At 68.7% G+C, this 16,732-nt stretch carries 13 protein-coding genes and 1 pseudogene; 7 read left to right on the plus strand and 7 right to left on the minus strand.

Annotated features, from left to right (window positions below; translation table 11 throughout):
- Nucleotides 1-1,049 precede the first annotated feature (1,049 nt).
- The 5 genes from C3E87_RS14895 to C3E87_RS08830 all read left to right on the plus strand — a co-directional run bounded on the left by C3E87_RS14895 (nt 1,050) and on the right by C3E87_RS08830 (nt 3,450).
- Nucleotides 1,050-1,232, plus strand: a complete 183-nt coding sequence (locus C3E87_RS14895; protein WP_369819265.1) for a type II toxin-antitoxin system RelE/ParE family toxin — start codon at nt 1,050-1,052, stop codon at nt 1,230-1,232.
- Nucleotides 1,229-1,528 (plus strand): HigA family addiction module antitoxin, encoded by a 300-nt coding sequence (locus C3E87_RS08815; RefSeq protein WP_076061763.1) that lies wholly within the window; start codon nt 1,229-1,231, stop codon nt 1,526-1,528. Before C3E87_RS14895 ends, C3E87_RS08815 begins: the two co-directional genes overlap by 4 nt.
- Before the next feature lie 643 nt (nt 1,529-2,171).
- Nucleotides 2,172-2,420, plus strand: coding sequence for a ribbon-helix-helix domain-containing protein (locus C3E87_RS08820; RefSeq protein ID WP_369819263.1), 249 nt, complete (start codon nt 2,172-2,174; stop codon nt 2,418-2,420).
- Entirely contained in the window at nt 2,417-2,737 is a 321-nt protein-coding gene (locus C3E87_RS08825; protein ID WP_198928261.1) for a hypothetical protein, read from the plus strand. Before C3E87_RS08820 ends, C3E87_RS08825 begins: the two co-directional genes overlap by 4 nt.
- On the plus strand, nt 2,734-3,450 hold the full coding sequence (locus C3E87_RS08830; RefSeq protein WP_076061764.1) for an AAA family ATPase: 717 nt from the start codon (nt 2,734-2,736) through the stop codon (nt 3,448-3,450). The genes C3E87_RS08825 and C3E87_RS08830 overlap by 4 nt, the downstream gene beginning before the upstream one ends.
- Here C3E87_RS08830 and C3E87_RS14900 read toward each other — a convergent pair.
- Together C3E87_RS14900 and C3E87_RS14630 are read right to left on the minus strand one after the other, a co-directional pair.
- Entirely contained in the window at nt 3,341-3,760 is a 420-nt protein-coding gene (locus C3E87_RS14900; protein WP_076061767.1) for a DUF1990 family protein, read from the minus strand. The two genes, C3E87_RS08830 and C3E87_RS14900, sit on opposite strands and share 110 nt — an antisense overlap.
- Complete coding sequence (locus C3E87_RS14630) at nt 3,732-4,094, minus strand: DUF1990 family protein (protein ID WP_076061769.1); 363 nt, start codon at nt 4,092-4,094, stop codon at nt 3,732-3,734. Before C3E87_RS14630 ends, C3E87_RS14900 begins: the two co-directional genes overlap by 29 nt.
- 173 nt (nt 4,095-4,267) lie before the next feature.
- Here C3E87_RS14630 and C3E87_RS08840 point away from each other — a divergent pair, with 173 nt between their 5' ends.
- Together C3E87_RS08840 and C3E87_RS08845 are read left to right on the plus strand one after the other, a co-directional pair.
- Nucleotides 4,268-4,489: a ribbon-helix-helix protein, CopG family gene (locus tag C3E87_RS08840; protein ID WP_076061771.1), complete on the plus strand. Its 222-nt coding sequence runs from the start codon at nt 4,268-4,270 to the stop codon at nt 4,487-4,489.
- Nucleotides 4,486-4,890: a PIN domain nuclease gene (locus C3E87_RS08845; RefSeq protein WP_233120767.1), complete on the plus strand. Its 405-nt coding sequence runs from the start codon at nt 4,486-4,488 to the stop codon at nt 4,888-4,890. Before C3E87_RS08840 ends, C3E87_RS08845 begins: the two co-directional genes overlap by 4 nt.
- Before the next feature lie 414 nt (nt 4,891-5,304).
- Here C3E87_RS08845 and C3E87_RS08850 read toward each other — a convergent pair.
- The 5 genes and pseudogenes from C3E87_RS08850 to C3E87_RS14905 form a co-directional block, all read right to left on the minus strand.
- Nucleotides 5,305-5,532, minus strand: a pseudogene (locus tag C3E87_RS08850) (integrase core domain-containing protein); the annotation flags it as partial.
- 131 nt (nt 5,533-5,663) lie between these two features.
- On the minus strand, nt 5,664-6,362 hold the full coding sequence (locus tag C3E87_RS08855) for a hypothetical protein (RefSeq protein WP_076061775.1): 699 nt from the start codon (nt 6,360-6,362) through the stop codon (nt 5,664-5,666).
- A complete protein-coding gene (locus tag C3E87_RS08860) occupies nt 6,352-6,981 on the minus strand; it encodes a hypothetical protein (RefSeq protein ID WP_143570960.1) in 630 nt (209 codons plus the stop codon). Before C3E87_RS08860 ends, C3E87_RS08855 begins: the two co-directional genes overlap by 11 nt.
- A gap of 190 nt (nt 6,982-7,171) precedes the next feature.
- Nucleotides 7,172-8,170, minus strand: coding sequence for a universal stress protein (locus C3E87_RS08865; RefSeq protein WP_158069064.1), 999 nt, complete (start codon nt 8,168-8,170; stop codon nt 7,172-7,174).
- Nucleotides 8,171-8,251: 81 nt separating this feature from the next.
- Entirely contained in the window at nt 8,252-16,696 is an 8,445-nt protein-coding gene (locus C3E87_RS14905) for a GH36-type glycosyl hydrolase domain-containing protein (RefSeq protein WP_143570961.1), read from the minus strand.
- Nucleotides 16,697-16,732: the final 36 nt, after the last annotated feature.

The following is a 16,732-nucleotide window of genomic DNA, read 5'->3' on the forward strand; positions in this document are numbered from 1 at the left end:
TAGGCGTTGTGCATGCCTTGGGACGTACGCACGAAGCCCGCACTAACTCTTTGGCGGTACCTTCGAATGGCCTAACCAGAGCACGTTGCAGCAAAGGTTCCCCTGTGGATTCTTTGACCAGGGGTACGTTTCCGAGGCCGTCGGCGCGGGAGAGTGCATGGACCGATCCCACCGTCGAGAGGAAGGCTCAAGCTGTCCGGTTCTGGATACGCGCGACGACAAGAGGAACGTCGCGCTCCACGGTCCGACGAACGATGTCGACCAAGAGGTAGCCGTGGGCTATCCGGTTCCGCATTACCCACGCGAGGTGCCAGTCAGCTCCAAACAAGTCTTCGCGCACCGATGAGCCAAGCGTGGCGAGCCCGCGGAGACGCATGCACGTGGCCTAGGAAGACGGCTCCGGCATTGCCAGGGGTACGTTTGTAAGCGCTTGTCAGATCGCATTAGGCGGTGGGGGTACGTAGCCCTGGAGCAACGAGGGGGTACGAGTTCGCGGATGTCCGCAGAGCACGCTGAGACGTAGAACGACCCAAGCCCGGGAGGAGCCATCCACCATGAACCGCACGCAGGCTTCCGCCACATCGCACCCTCGTTACGCCACCCTCCTCGAAGCAGCCGAGTACTGCCGTAGCTCCAGACGATCCCTCGAACGACGTATCGCCGAGGGGAAGCTGACCCGCTACAAGAACGGCTTCCGAGTAGTCGTCGACCTCAACGAAATCGACGCCCTACTGCGGAGCCACCACACCAGACGGGTATAGGGCCGCAAAGCCTTGACTGCACCTTCACTACACACCGACAGCAGCAGGGCCACGGGATGCCACCGCGGCAACGGACAACCACTTCCCGCTACGGGTTTGCTCGAAGCGGCGTGGTGGCGAATCCCTGGCGTTAGTCGTTCATGTCGCAACCCATCGCTGGCGCGTGCGGCTATGACGTGACGCGTTATAGTGGGTGAGTGATCGGATCCTTCAGGGACCCGGCAACCGAAACGGCTCTGGTCGCGACAACGAGTCAAGAGCATCGACCCACGCATCGAACGGGCCGCCCTGCGGAAGCTGGTGATGCTGGATGCCGCCGAGATCCTGGACGACCTCCGGGTGCCTCCCGGGAACCGCCTCGAGGCACTCCGCGGAGACAGGGCCGGACAGCACAGCATCCGGATCAACCAGCAATGGCGGACCCACCGACGTCGAGATCGTCGACTACCACTGAGGAGGTACCAGCCATGACAACAACAACGATCCCACCGATCCACCCGGGCGAGATCCTCATGGAGGAATTCCTGGAGCCGCTGCAGATCAGCCAGAACCGGCTCGCCGTCGCGATCAGCGTCCCCCCACGTCGGATCAACGAGATCGTGCACGGCAAACGTCGGATCACTGCCGACACCGCGCTCCGGCTGGCTCGCTACTTCGGCACCACCGACAGGTTCTGGCTCAACCTCCAGACCCGCTTCGACCTTGAGGTCGAGAAGGACAACCTCGGCAACGCACTCGACCGGATCCAGCCGCTCCAAGCCGTCTAGCGTCCTCGGCGCGGCATGACCGCGCGTTCCGGGCCAGACTTGTCATCGGTGTTCAGGGACTTCCGTAACCCAGTCCGGTTCCAGCCAGCCTGTCGATCCTTCGCGGAATGCTCTCCAGTTGCCGGCTTCCTGCACGTACACCCATGCTCGAGGCCCACGCGGGATATTCCGCCCTCGAAGGAGACCGACCGCAATCCAGAACGCTTCTCGACTGCGCAGTAGCACTTCGTACGGCTTCGCATCGGACACGACGGTGGGTCTCCCGCATACCGCTTCCATCGCCTCTCGAACTGCGGAGACGTTGGCCGCGCGGTCGAATCCGAGCGCGGCACGCAGCGGCACCGGAGGCATCACCGGCCGTGGATCGCGCCGCAGTCGGCGCGCCACCCCTGGCAGGAGGATCCAAACCCAGCCTGCGGCGAGCGCCAGCACAATCCCCCCAGCAACGATGGCCTCCCACACGTGGACATCATCCCAGAAGAGCTCCCACGCCGTCTCATGCACGAGAGAGTCCACCCAAGTTCGCGAGACCCTGAAAGGCGCCGACTGACGTATGCCGACTCCGTCACCCGGACCCTAATCATCGCGGCATAAGCCGATAAGACCTCATGGCCACCCCACTGATTCGTATTACACTTCATTTGTGGAGACGATCGGTGGAGTCCCTGTCACGGACGAGATGATTCAAGCGCTGGCCGACGAGGCCGAGCGCGGCTACGACGTGGACGCCCTGCGCAAGAAAGGCCGCAAGCCCAAGGGCGACGGCCCCGCGCGAGTCGTGCCCGTCCGGCTCGACGACAGCCTTCTCGAAGCCCTTGATGCGCAGGCCGAGCGCGAGCACACCTCCCGCTCTGACGTGATCCGTGCCGCGATCCGGGCTTACGTCGCGTGAAGGTCAACCCTTCGGCCCTCAGGCACGGCATCAGCGAAGAGGACATCATGCATGCCGCCCGGCACCCCTCCTACCTCAGCGAGCCGGACGATGACATGCCGGCAAAACAGTTCGCCCTCGGCTTCGACACCCACGGCCGGCTCCTCGAACTCGCCATCCTGACCTTCGACTCCGGGCAACCGTCTTGTCATCCACGCGATGAAAGCTCGGTCGCACTTCGCCCAGCTGCTCGAATGATCCCGAGCGCGGCAGATCCGCGCGTTCGGTATCACCACTTCGCAGAGGTGTCACCGCCGCGCTCTAGCCTGAGCCTGTGACCGCTTTCAGTTCGTTGCCCGTCCGCGAGGTGGTCGGTGACCCCAGCAAGGATGATCACGGCTGGCCATTCACCATGGGCGCAGTCAGGCAACTGCTGCGCGACGGACTGGAGCTCTCCGAACTGACGATCCTGGTCGGAGAGAACGGAGTCGGGAAATCAACCATCATCGAAGCAATCGCCATGGCATACGGCCTGAGCCCCGAGGGCGGCAGCACACACCTAAGGCCCTCGGAGCGCCCCACCGAGTCGCCGCTGCACGAACGGATCCGGCTGGTGCGCGGCCTGTCCCGTTCCCGCTGGGGATACTTCCTGCGCGCCGAGACCATGCACGGACTGCTCACTTTCCTCGAGCAGAACCCGGGAGCCGACGGTCCCTACCACGAACGCTCGCACGGCCAGGCCTTCACCGAGCTCCTCGACACCAAGCTGGTACACCTGTCCCGCGGAGGCGGGTTCCTGGTACTCGACGAACCCGAGGCCGGGCTCTCGTTCATCACCCAGATCAAACTGGCCAACCTCCTGGCGGACCTACGCGACGACGGCATCCAGGTGCTGATGGCCACCCACTCCCCGATCCTCACCGCCACCCCAGGCGCCCGAATCATCGAACTGGACGACGACGGACTCCGCACCCGTGCCTGGAAGGACCTGATGACCGTGGCGCTGTACCGGCGGTTCCTCGCCGACCCCGGCTACTTCGGTCTGGAATGAGCACGCGCCACCGCGGACAGCCATCCGCTCCAGACGCGGCATGACAGGATGTTCGAGATGGCGAGTCCGTGTTTTCTGCAGTGCGTCTCTCCGTCGGACCGAGCGCAAGTAGCGGCTCGTGATTGACGACTGAACGGCGCGGGTTAGGGGGGCCTCCGATGCGGGCGAGGAGGGAGTTCGGGCGGGAGAACGCGCTGATGGTGAAGGTGACTTCACCCCCGTCGTGGAGCTCCAGGACGAACGACTCCTCGCTGGCTCTCAGGGTGCCCGGGAAGGGTGCCCTAGGCGAATCCCTTCCGAAGCGGCTCATCGACGACGTCCACGACCCGGACAGGAGCTGGGACGCTCAGCCTTCCGATCCCGAGCCGCAAAATCGCGACCGCCCCATCGACCACCGTCGGGTCAGATGCCTGCACGTTGAGGCCCGCGCGCCGATGCATGTCCCAACCCAGCAGAGTCTGGACGACCTCATCGAATCGCGAGGCCCCGCTCCCCAATTCGGTCTGCCGTAGGAGATGCGCGTAACCGCTCGGAGGCCCGGAGTCGAACGTGCCTGTGCCGCCAACGTTGCCGTACGTGAAGGCTGCGTCGCGCAGAGCCGCCACCGCTTTGGGAGACAACAGTTGGGGGTCCACGAGCTGCATCCTTCCACACCTTCGAGCACCGGTCCGGAGGCGTCAACACACTCTGCGGCATGACCGGTATCGGAAGCTCTTCTGCACTCCGCACGGCCTTGAAGAGACTGGGCTGCTTGCTCGTTGGGCAGGCTTCTTGCTGAACTTGATATCATTAGATATCGACCTGAAGGAGTGCTGACATGCCCGATGTACTGATCCGCAACATCCCCGCCGAAGACTTGGAACGACTGGACGAGCAGGCGCGGCGCTATGGACTCTCTCGCGCGGACTTCCTTCGACGGCAACTGCACCAGCAAGCCCATCGCTCAGCCGACAGCGTCACGGTCTCCGACCTGAACGCCATGTCGGATCTGCTGAGCGACCTTGAGGACCCGACGGTCATGGACCAGGCGTGGTCGTGACCGCTTGGTTGGTCGACAAGTCAGCACTGGTCAGGCTGGGACATAGCCCCAACGCCGCGGAATGGGCCACCCGCATCGAACGCGGCTTGGTCGCCATCTCGACCCTCACCCGCCTCGAACTGGGCTTCTCGGCGCGCTCGGCCGAAGACCACGCCCGAGCGCTTCGGCTGCCTCCGGTCGCCGCGATGCCAGTGGAATACCTCACACCCGCCATCGAGGACCGTGCCGTGGAGGTCCAAGCGATCCTCGCCGCCCGCGGCCAGCACAGGGCGCCATCCATCCCCGACCTGTTGATCGCCGCGACTGCCGAACTCACGGGACGAACCGTTCTTCACCTCGACAAAGACTTCGACCTCATAGCTGAAGTGACAGCACAACCCCTGCAGCGGATCGAGACCTGATCTCCCGCTTCGGCATGAGCGCGAAGCCGCCTGGGGGCTCAGGAGCAATCCGCCGTGCCTTCATCAGCAAGACGCCCTGATGGCTTCAAACCCGGGTACCGGCAGACGCCAGCCCTAGTCGTCGGTGAGCGCACAGGGAATCTAGTTGGCGTTCAACATCCAGGTCGAATCACGATTGGCCCCAGATTGGCCCCGCACCACTTGGACGACCGCGAACCGCCTTGCCAGACACCATTTGGATAAGGGTTCGAGTCCCCTATGCTCCACAGCAGAACTCCCTAGTCAAACGCCTTTGACTAGGGAGTTTACTTGTTTGACCTTGGACCCAAGTGCCCTCAGAGGGACACCAGAGAGCTTTCTCGTTGCACGTTCGTTGCACGCCTCAGGTTGGGTTAGGCGGCCTGGAGGGGCCGGTGTGGTCATGATGGTCTCGTATTCGATGGGGGTCAAGCGGCCGAGTCGGGCCTGTCGTCGTCGGCGGTGTAGGTGCGTTCGATCCAGCAGAGGATCGCTAGCCGGAGGTCTTGTCGGGTGGCCCAGCGTCGCCGGTCCAGGACGTTCTTCTGTAGGAGGGCGAAGAACGATTCCATGGCGGCGTTGTCTCCGGCAGGAGGCGACCTGGCCCATCGATCCAGCACAACCCCGAGAGCGATCTCCAGGCGAGCTGGAGGCCTTCGCTCGCGGGTTCGAGTCCGCGGAGCGCGAGGACACGTCACATGAGACTTTGCGCGCCCGTGACGGACTCCCGGAGCCCAAGCGGTGCATCAGGACGTCTAGCCGGACGCCAGGAATGCGGGAGTCTCCCAGTCGGACTTGATCACTCTCACCGCCCGCATCGCCCGACGGACCTCGACCGGTCCAGCGAGGCTCCATGCCTCAATCTTGTTGAGATCCTGGAGCAGCCGGTTGACGTGTTTGGTCTGCGACTTGGAGAAGGTGGGCACCCCGAGGGCGTCGGCGCAGGCGAGCAGGACAATCCCGTCTTGTGCGTGGCGGATCGGATTGGGCGAAGCGGTGGCGCAGGCCGCCCCCTTGAGCGCCAGCGCACCGGCCAGGGTGGGGATGCGGATGGCTGAACCGGAAGGCAGGACGAAGATATTGGTGTTCTTCAACGCCGAGTCCGAGGCAGGCACCTGCAGCACGGTTCTCCTCTGGAACCGCACGGCCCTTCTCCTGTCCTGGATCATCAGGTCGATCCGGTCGGCTTCGCGGTCGAAACGGTAGCTCGGGGCGTCGGGATTGACGGGGTCGTGCGGTTCGAACCCCAGTTGTTGGATGGCTCGTGCCGCTGCCTGGTAGCTGCCGGAGGTCATGACCTCCACGACGATGTCGGCGTCGATGGTGGGGCGGTTGTTCTCAACGCCGGCCAGGGTGGCGTGGGCGTGGACCATCAGCCCGCCGACCAGCATCCAGTGAGCTGGCGGCAGGACGCTGGCGACCTCGTCGAGCAGGTCGAACGGGTCAGAGGTCACGTGCGCGCTCGATGAGTGCTTGTGCGGCAGCGGACGATTCGCGGCTGTCGCCGAGCAGGTAGGTGTCGAGCAGGACGCGGGCGATTCGCCGGTCGGGTCGCCGCTCGACGACGCCGAGGTCTCCGTCCCCATCGGTGGCGACGAGGGTGCGGGTTTCGAACTCGTTGAGGTCCTCGACCTCTGCGAAGGACATCTTCCTACGACCGGCGATGTCGAACCGGATGATGTCGCTGGCTGCTGATGGGCCGATCGGGTCGAGTCCCTTCACTGTCTCGAGGGCGCGGTATCTGGCCCAAGTGCCGCCCAGACCGGCGGCGAGGTACGCGAGGTGGTTGGGTGTGGCGGTGCGCAAGACGCGCCGAAGTCGGCTCAGTTCTGAACCTGTGAACTTGGTGGTGGTGCCGGTGCTGAGCAGGTCGAGGGCTGCCTGAGTGGCGCGAGGACTCCAGCGCCGGCCCCGGGAGCGTGAGCGTTTCCAGGCGATGACGGCGATGTCGTCGAGGACCGGTTCGCGGCCAAAGGTGTGCTGGGCCTGGAGCGTGCCGTCGCGCAGCGCGACGCGGACCTGATGGGTGGTCACCCCCGCCTCGTCGGCAGCATCTGAGACCGTCACTCGCATGCACATATCGTCCCATTCTGGATGATATGTGTCAACGTGCCGCAGTGGAGGGGAATCCAGCAGCGAAGCTGCGGGGTGTGGCTGGGCATGCCGATTCAGGACGACGTTGGTAGCACGTTCGTAGCACGGCGGCGGTGGAACGCCATAAGCCCGTGATGGCGGGCAACGGTTCCTTGATCCCGCCCCGATGTCAGGCGACCGGGACGGGTCCGGTCTGGCCGGGGAGGGTTCCCGTGGCGCGCTGGCCCGGGGCCGGGGGCCGACTGGCGGACATCTCCGCCTGGCTGGGCAGGAGGGCGTCCCATGGCACGTCCTGCAACACCAGCAGGGTGGTCGTGCCGTGGAGGATGAAGCTGGTGGCGAGTCCCCCGTGGGGCCAGTAGCGCTGCCCGGACTGTCCGTGCGCGCTGACCAGAACCAGGTCCACTCCCTCGTCGGCGGTCAACGCGTGCAGTGCGGCCGCGGGGTCACGGTCCTGGAGCACCCGCACCTCGGTGGGCGACTGCAGCCCTGAGGCCACCTCATCCAGATAGGCCTGCGCTTCGGAGACGAACTGGTTGATGGCCCCGTCGACGATCGACTCGATCTCGCTCTCGCTGCGTCGATGGATGTACCTGGGCGGCTGCACCACATGGGCCAGCACGATGGTCGCGCCTGTCCTGGTGGCGATGGCATCTGCCGCGCCCAGCACGTGCTCCGCCCGCAGAGACCCGTCCATGGGCACCAGGATGCGTCGGTACGACTCGGAGGCCAGCGTCTCATCCGGTGAGTCTGGGCTGAACTGGTAGCCGCGCACGAGCAGCAGGGAAGTGCCGGTCCGCTGCGCCACCTTGAACGCCACAGAGTTGAGGTTCCAGGCGTTCAGCCCCCCCGCCCCGTGGCTGCACAGGGCGATCAACTGGGCGTCCCACTCGCGCGCCACCGCCAGGATGCGGTCCGCCGCGCAGCCCTCCTCCACGCGGGAGACGGGGTGCAGCTCGGTGTCCAGGCTGATCCGCCGCGCGACGTCGTCGAGGTAGACCTCTGCGACGTCGCGGCGCATGCGCCACTCGAGGGGATCGTTCAGGGTGGCCTCGACGTTCTGTTCGAGAACTCGAAGCAGCAGCGTCTGCGAACCGGCGGGAGCGATCCTGGCCACATGCGGAAGGACGCTGGCGGCCAGGGCGGAACCGTCCAGCGGAGCTAGCACGCGCTCGAACATAGTGCCCCCTGTCGTGGAGTGTTTGCCATCGTACGCCTGGCGCCGTCGTCGGTCCGGGGCCGTTCCCTGTTAGTCATCGGTCTGCTCATCCTGCTCCACCTTCCACCCGTCGCCGTCGCGTCGGACCGTCACGTCGATGCGCCGCCCACTGCGACGCACCGTGGCGCGGTACCCGTCCCAGTCGCGCGGCAACTGCGGGGCGACGCGGAGCGTGTTGCCGTCCCAGGAGAGGCCCAGGATGGCCTCCACCCCCACCCGGTAGAGCCAGGAGCTGGATCCCGTGTACCAGGTCCAGCCGGCCCTGCCCACGTGCGGCTCACGGCTGTACACGTCGGCGGCCAGCACGTAGGGCTCGGCCAGGTATCTGGCCACCCCGTCGGCGTCGGCCGTGCGGCGGACGGGGCTGATGAGGTCGAACAACCGGTGCGCGGCGTCGCCGTCGCCCGCCTCGGCTGCAGCCCACGCCAGCCAGGCGGCCGCGTGCGTGTACTGGCCGCCGTTCTCCCTGATTCCAGGCAGGTAGCCCTTGATGTAGCCGGGGTCGTCGGGGGTGTGCTCGAACGGAGGGGTCAGCAATAATGCCAACCGGTCCTCCCACCGGACCAGGTTCTCGACGGCGGACGCCAGGGCCGTCGTCGTCCGGTCGCTTCTGGGCGCGCCCGAGAGCAGCGCCCAGCTCTGCGCGATCGAGTCGATCCGCGCTTCTGCCTCGCCTGCCGAGCCGAGCGGGTGCCCGTCGTCGTAGAACGCTCGCAGGTACCACCGGCCGTCCCACCCGTGGGCCTCGACGGCGGCGAACAGCTCGTCCGCCCGGGCCCGGTGGGCGGTGGCCTCGTCCGCGTGCCCCGCGCGCTCGCAGAGATACGCGAACTCGCGGCTGGCCGCGCCGCCGAACCAACCCAACCAGACGCTCTCGCCGCGACCCTCGGCTCCCACCCGGTTCATGCCGTCGTTCCAGTCCCCGGTGCCCATGAGGGGCAGGCCGTGGGCGCCGGAGGTGATCCCGCGCCGCACCGCCCTGCGGCAGTGCTCGAGCAGGTCGCCCTCGAGGTGGGACGCCCGGAACGAGTCGTACCGCTCGGCTTCGTGGGCGGCGAGGGGGTCGCCCAGGAGGAAGGGCACGCTCTCCCGGAGGACGTCGACGTCGCCCGTGGCGCGGACGTAGTTCGCGGTCACGTACGGCAGCCACAGCAGGTCGTCCGAGATGCGTGTGCGGACACCGCGGCCGGTGGGAGGGTGCCACCAGTGCAGGACGTCGCCGTCCTCGAACTGATGGGCAGCGGCCCGCAGCAGGTGCTCCCGGGCGAGATCCGGCCTGGACCACAGCACCGCCATGACGTCCTGCAGCTGGTCGCGGAAGCCGTAGGCGCCGCTGGACTGGTAGAACCCGGTGCGCCCCCAGAGCCGTGCGGACAGGCTCTGGTAGGGCAGCCAGGTGTTGAGGAGCAGATCCATGGCCGGGTCCGGCGTCTCGACCCTCACGCCACCGAGCGCCCCGGCCCACAGCCGGTCGACCTCGGCGTGCGTCGCGTCGATCGCCCCTGGCTCGCGTAGCCGTGCGATGGCCTCGGCCGCAGCCTCCGACGAGTCGGCCTGCCCGAGCAGGAACGCCACCTCGTCCGATCCGCCGGGCGCGAGGCTGAGGTGCACCTGCAGCACCGCGCACGGGTCCACCCCGGGTCCGTCGCGCCGCGACAGCCCGATCAGGGACAGACCGGCCGGACTCGCCAGGCTGCCCATGCGGCCGATGAACCCCCTACGATCGGCCGTCCACCCGTGCAGCGGGTGCGTGGTGGCCACCCACGCCACCCGGTCCGCCAGGTCGGTGTGGAACGGGTTCCGGGCCGTGATGGCGCCGGTGGCCTCGTCGTAGCGGGCCGTCACGTGATGCCGCGTCGTTTCGTGGGTGCCACCCAGCACCAGGTCGGCGAAGTAGGTGAGCGTGATGCGGCGGGGGCGATCCGCCACGTTGGCCACGTGCACCCGCACCACCACGGCCGCCGGATCCGGGCTGGCGAAGACTGTGGTGGTCAGCCGCAGCGCATGGCTGGAGTACTCGTAAGCGGTGTACCCGAGGCCGTGGCGCACCAGGGTGGGTCGCTCGCCGCCCGCTGGTTGCGGGGTCGTCGACCAGAAGGCCCCCGTCTCCTCGTCGCGCACGTACACCGCGTGGGACGCCTGGTCAGCCAGCGGGTCGTTGCGCCAGGCGACCAGCCGGTTCTCACCGCTGTTGACCGACCAGGCGGCACCCAGGCCCGCCTCTGTGGCCAGGCATCCGACGTCGGGCGTGGCGATCACGTTGGACCAGGGCGCGGGTGTGGTCACGCCAGGCGGGAGGAAGATCTGGTACTCCCGCGCGTCGACGTCGAAGCCGCCCAGACCGTTGTCGAACGAGAGCCCGGTGGGGCGGACCACCGATGGGCCGGCGGCGGCGGACAACATGCTGCTCGTCTGGTCGCCGGGTCGAGGATCGAACGGTGGCAGTGCGGCGGGCGCGGGGCCTATCAGGCGTCCAAGCCGGGCGGGAAGGTCGCCTTGGCCCGCGTCGAACACCACACGTGCTGCATGGCGAAGCCACCCGAGCGCGTGGCCGCCGGCGTGGTCGCGGTTGAGCATGAACACGCCGCCGCGACGGCCCAGCCAGCGGTCGGCGCCCAGCCGGCCGACCAGAGCGAGCGCCGAGTCGCGCACGTCGGCCGCATAACCGGTGGGTTCCTCGTCGACGACAGCGAGATCCACCTCGATGCCGCGGCGTCGCCAGTAGGACTGGGCGCGCAGCAGCTGTTCCAGGAGGGCCAGGTCGCCGTCGTCCGCGATGCCGAGGTAGACGATGGGCAGATCACCGGAGATACCCAACCCCCACAGCGCGCCCAGGGCCTCACCAGGTCCGGCCGCCTCGGGGGCGGCGACCCTCAGGCCCGACGGTGGGAAGAGGAGCAGGCCCAGCAGCCGCTGGGTGTGCGCCAGATCACCGCCGGCGAAGCCGAGTTCGCGCAGCTCGCGCTGGGCGTGGGCCGCCGCGACGCCGGCGGCGTGCTCGAGGTGCGCCCACACCCGGTAACGGTCGGCAAGCTGGAGGGCCTCCTCGCGACTCGCCGCGAAGGCGGTCACCATGGCCAATCGGACGCGTCCGTGGGCTTCCAGAAAGACCTCCTGCCCCAGCGCCAGCGCGGGGTCCAGGGGCGCCTCGGGGAACTCCTCCACGCTCCGCCACCACCCAGTGCGGTGGTCGAGGGCCCGGGGGCGTGTGGCGGTCCGGTGCCGGCCGAGGAACCTGGCCCGGTCGCTGGTGGAGCGCACCCGGCCCCACTCGGCGCCCTCAGGCTCGGGCCCGCGGACCAGGAAGTGGACGACGAACCGCTCCGTCTCCTCGGCCGAGCGCGGCCTGCGCCGCAGCAGCAGCCCGGGCAGGTCGGGCAGGTCCTCCGCCTCGACGAAGAGCCGGCTGAATGCGGGATGTCGCTGGTCGTCGCCCGCCGGGGCCAGCGCGACCTCCGCGAAGCTGGTCAGCCCGAGCCGGCGGGACTCGGCGGACTCGTTGCGCACGTCGAGCATCCGGATCTCGACGTCGTCGCGGGCGGCGACCGTGATGTCGAGGTGGCTGTGGATGCCGGCGTGTCCCTGCCGGTACTCCGCCCGTGAGGCGCTGAAGACGGTCTCCGCCGGAATGGGCCCGCAGGGGCGGGCCGCCGCGGACCACAGCGTCCCGCTGGTCAGGTCCTGCAGATAGAGCCAGGATCCGCTGTCGTCCAGCGCCTCGTCGGCGCGCCAGCGGGTCAGCGCGACACCCTCGTGGGTGCTGTGACCGGCGCCGCTGTCGGTCAGCAGCACCGTGTAGCGGCCGTTGGAGAGGCAGTGGACGGCCACCGTCTGCCCCTGCGGCGGGCCGACGGTCCACGGCGCGGTGGGCACGCCTCCCGCCGCGTCGTTCCCGGCACCACCGTCGGAGCCTCCGTCGTCCGCGGGCTCCGGCGTGGGCAGTCGGATGCTGCCGCCCTCCGGCACCTGCTCGGCCAGGAGCAGGCTGATGGCCGCAGTGAACGGCTCGCGCGCGAACCGCCTCACCATCCGCGGGCCGTCGAGGTGGGCGGCCAGGGCGAGCATGATCATGCCCTGGTGATGAGCCATGTGGGATCGGACGATGCCGAAGTCGTGGCCCAGCGGCACCCTGGACGGGGTGAAGTCCACCGCCTCGTACATCCCGTAGCGACCGAGGGCACCCAGTGCCTCCAACCGGTCAAGGTTCTCCACGACGGCCGACGGGTCGTAGGGCAGGCCCAGGACGCTGGCGTAGGGGGCCACCACCAGGTCATCGGCGAGCCCGCGGGCGAGCCCCGCACCCGGCACCCCGAATGCCCGGTACTGATAGCCGGAGGCCGCGTCGAAGGCGTAGAAGCCGGACTCTGAGATGCCCCACGGGACACCGCGCCTCCGGCCGTAGGCGATGTGGTGGGCCACGATCGCGGCGCAGCTGTGGCCCAGCAGGCTCGCGCGCGGCGTGGGCACCAGGAGGGTGGGCATGAGGTACTCGAACATCGTCCCGCTCCAGGACGTGATCGAGTAGTCGCCCGCCAGCGTCCGAGTCATCGGGCGGCCCAGGTGGAGCCAGTGGTCCTGTGGGACGTCGCGCTTGGCGATGGCGATCAGGCTGGCGATCCGCGACTCGGAGGCCAGCAGATCGTAGTAGCTGTCGTCGAGGAGGCCGGAATTGATGTTGAAGCCGATGTGGAACACCCCGCGTCCCCGGTCGTAGAGGAAGCCGAAGTCCATGTCGGCCACCATCGCCCGGGCGCGGGTGGCGAGGGCCTGCAGCGAGTCCAGGGTCCGGTCGGCGGCCTCTGCCGCCTCATCGAGCGACACCGTCAGCGCCAGCGCCCACTCGCGTGCCGGGGGAGGCGCGTCGGCGAGCGCCGCGACGAGGTCGCGGGCCCCGGCGGCGGCCTCGCGGCTCGCCCGAGGCAGGTCGGCCCAGGTCAGCTCGAGAGGCAGAGCCTCGCGGACACGGCGCCAGGCCACGGCCGCCTGGCCGCGGCCGAGCGCGTCCTCCCAGGCCGGATCCGGTCGCGACGACAGCCACGGAAGCGCCAGACCGGCCTCCCGCTCGAGGGCTTCGAGGTGACGCTGGAGGAGACCGGCGTGGAGGCGGAGGGCCGCGACGGCTCCGGGATCCAACCCGCGCCCATGCTCCACCAGGTCCGCCAGGAGCAGCGAGACGTTGGCCCGCACATCGGCCAGGAGGGCAGGGAGGGCGTCGAGCCAGCTCGTCAGGTCGGCCTCCACCGTGGCCACCCGCCGGTCCAGGCCCGCGAGGTACTCGACGAGGGCCGGCTGGCCGGAGCCCAGGGCCGCGGCACCGTCGCTCACCAGCGCGATGGCATCGCGCAGACCCTCCCAGGCCGCGATGGGCCAGACGGGGCCGTCGGGCAGTTCGTCGCACCCCTGGGCCACGACGATGAGGCAGGCCGCGAGGTTGCCGCTGTCCACCGTCGAGACGTAGCTGGGGGGCAGTGAGCCCAGGCTCCGGGTGTCCACCCAGTTCACCGGATGACCTCGATAGTGCTCGATGCGGTCCAGGGAGTCGAAGCCCGATTGGAGGCCCGACACGAAACTCTGTGTGCCGAGGTAGCCGCGGTCGTGCGCGGCCAGCGCGGCGATGAAGTACAGGCCGACGTTGGTGGGGGAGGTGCGGTGGGCGACGATCCCGAGGGGCACCTCCTGGTAGTTGTCCGGCGGGAGCCAGTTGTCTTCAGGCCCCACGAACTGCTCGTAGAAGAGCCAGGTCCTGCGCGTCAGGGTGCGTAGCTTCCGGTCGTCGGCGGCGGTCAGGCTGGGCTTGACCCAGCGGTCCGGGCGGCCCACCAGGAAGTGGATGAACGGGGCCGCGAGCCAGACAACGAGGAATGGAGCCGCTGCCGGTAGCGCCGATGGGCGCAGGAGCACGACGGCGACGCCGAGAGCGAGGGTCAGCAGGGTGGCGGGGAGAGCGGCGCGGACCGCCGTGGTGAGCCGGACGTCCTTGCCCACGAGGCCGACGGCCCCGGCCGCCGTCGTCCACTCGAGGAGGTTGCGCCGCGAGACCTTCATCCGCCACAGGGTGCGCACGATCGCCTCGAGGCTGATGACCGCGTCGCCTGCCAGCCCCGCCAGCTGCAGCCCTGCCCTGCTGAACTGCCGCCTCAGTGGGGCAACGCTCGTCCTCCACAGCCTCGTCCGATCCCCACGGACCAGGGCGGACGCGGCAGTCGCCAGTGCACCCACCACGCCGGCCGCGAGGCCCACGACCGGGCCGAGCAGTGCCAGGAGCGTCCATGCCCAGGGTGACCCGGGCAGCCACAGCCATCCGGAGGCCAGCAGCGCGACGATGGACGCCGGGACGAGGCTGCGGCGCAGATTGTCCGCCATCTTCCAGCGCGCGACCACCGGCAGGGTGTTGGGAGCGTGACCCTGCTCCGTCGGCACCCGCGAACCCAGCCAGGGCAGCAGCTGCCAGTCGCCCCGGACCCAGCGGCTGAGTCGCAACGCGGCCACCAGATAGTTGGGGGGGTAGTCCTCGTAGACGGTGACGTCGCTGACCAGCCCCGCCCGCCCCTGCGCACCCTCGAACAGGTCGTGGCTGAGCAGGGCGTTCTCGGGAACGAGGTCCTCGAGGCTGCGTTCGAAGGAATCCACGTCGTAGATTCCCTTGCCCATGTAGTTGCCCTCGCCGAAGAGGTCCTGGTAGACGTCGGAGACGGCCATGTTGTAGAGGTCGACGGTGGAGTCCCCGGCAAGCGCCCGGGTGAAGGCGGAGCGGCTGGCGCTCACGGGATCGGTTTCGGCGCGCGGCTGCAGGACGGTGTAGCCGGCCACCACCCGTCCCCGGTCGTCGAACGCGGCCTGGTTCAGCGGATGTGCCAGCGTGCCCGCGAGCCGCCCGGCGGCGTCAGGGGGGAGCACGGTGTCGGCGTCGAGCGTGATGACGTAGCGCACACCGTCCAGCAGGGTGCGGTCTCCGGCCACCAGCTCGAACGACGTGTCGGTGGCGCCGCGCAGCAGCCTGTCCAGCTCCTGCAGCTTCCCGCGCTTGCGTTCCCATCCCATCCAGGACCTCTGGGTCTCGTTCCACATCCGGCGCCGATGGAGGATGAGGAAGGGGGCGCCGGCGGTTGCGGCGTTCAGTTCGGCGAGCGCGCGCTGAGCGTGCGCGAGGACCTCGTCGTCGCCTGGAGCGGTGGGGCCCTTGGCGTCCGGGAAATCGGTGACCGCGGCGAAGGCGAGACCCGGATCCGGGTTGCGTAGGTAGTGGGCGCGGATGTTGGCCAGGAGGGAGTCGACGTCCGCCGGGCGGGATACGAGGCCGGGCACCACCACCAGGGTTTTGTGTTCCGTCGGGATGCCGTCGCGGAAGTCGAGCTTCGGCAGCACCCGCGGACGCAGGGTGCGCCCGAGCGCCCAGTTGACGAGGTGGACCGCGACCGTCAAGGCGGGCACGAGCGACAGGATCGCGGCGGGGACCGCGGCCCACGCGGCCCGGGTGCCCGAGTAGAAGGCGGCGGCCAGCACGAGGGCGGTGGTGATCACCAGGATCGGGACGAGGTAGGTGGCGGTGGGCCTGCCGAGGAGCGCCCGGCGGATCCGCTCACCGAGCCTGGGCCGGCCGCCGACGGACGTCTCCAGCCGCCGCCGGCCGGCGTCGATGAGGAAGTAGCCCACGTGGCGCTCGCGGGGGGTGGTGGAATCGGCGGCCAGGGCAAGGGCAGCCTGGGCCACCTCGACCTCGGAGCGGCCGGCCGTGCGTGCCGCCTTCTCGATCACGGTCCGGTAGCGGTTCCGGCTGTCGTAGTCCATGGCGGGGTAATGGCCGGTGGGGTCGCCGTCGACGAGCATCCGGTGCACGACGCTCAGCCGTTCGGCGGCGGGTTTCCAGTCCCACCTGTCGAGCTTGCGCATGCTGACCACCGCGGTGGCCATGATGTCGTCGTCGTCCTCGCCTGCGGGCGGATCTGCGACGGGTGGCGCGTTCCTCGCCGCGGGGAGCCCTGCGAGTCGCGATGCGGCCCCGATGATCGCCTGCAGCAGCACCACCCGCAGCATGGTGGGCAGCGCCCACACGTCCCCCTGGGTCAGGACGCTGTGCTGCTGATAGAGATCCACGAAGCCGAACAGCTGCTCCGGATCGAGCTGGAGCTCGTCGGCGCCGAGGACGGCCTCGGCCAGAGCGAGGGTCCTCGGGGGGCAGGTTGCGCCACCCTCCCAGGCCAGCCATGGCAGCTCCCGGTAGTACACCGCAGGCAGGTCCTGCCGCACCTGGCCGAGGGCCTGTTCGATCAGGTAATAGTTGTCGAGGAACCACTCCGACCCCGACGAGGGCGTCTTCGCCCCATCGCTGGAGAGCGCCGATCGGGCCGCGCGTAGCGTCCGAAGGAGTTCGGGGAAACGGGCCGGCAGGTTGACAGGACTGCCCCTGCGCGTGGTGGTCAGGACCTCCGCGTGGGCGCGGCCAAGCACCGTCGCACTGCCATGTTCAGTTATCACCGCGTCCCCCTTCGGAGGCCTTCCACCGATGGTAAC

It is taken from the genome of Tessaracoccus sp. ZS01, assembly GCF_022342445.1.
Classification (GTDB): domain Bacteria; phylum Actinomycetota; class Actinomycetes; order Propionibacteriales; family Propionibacteriaceae; genus Arachnia.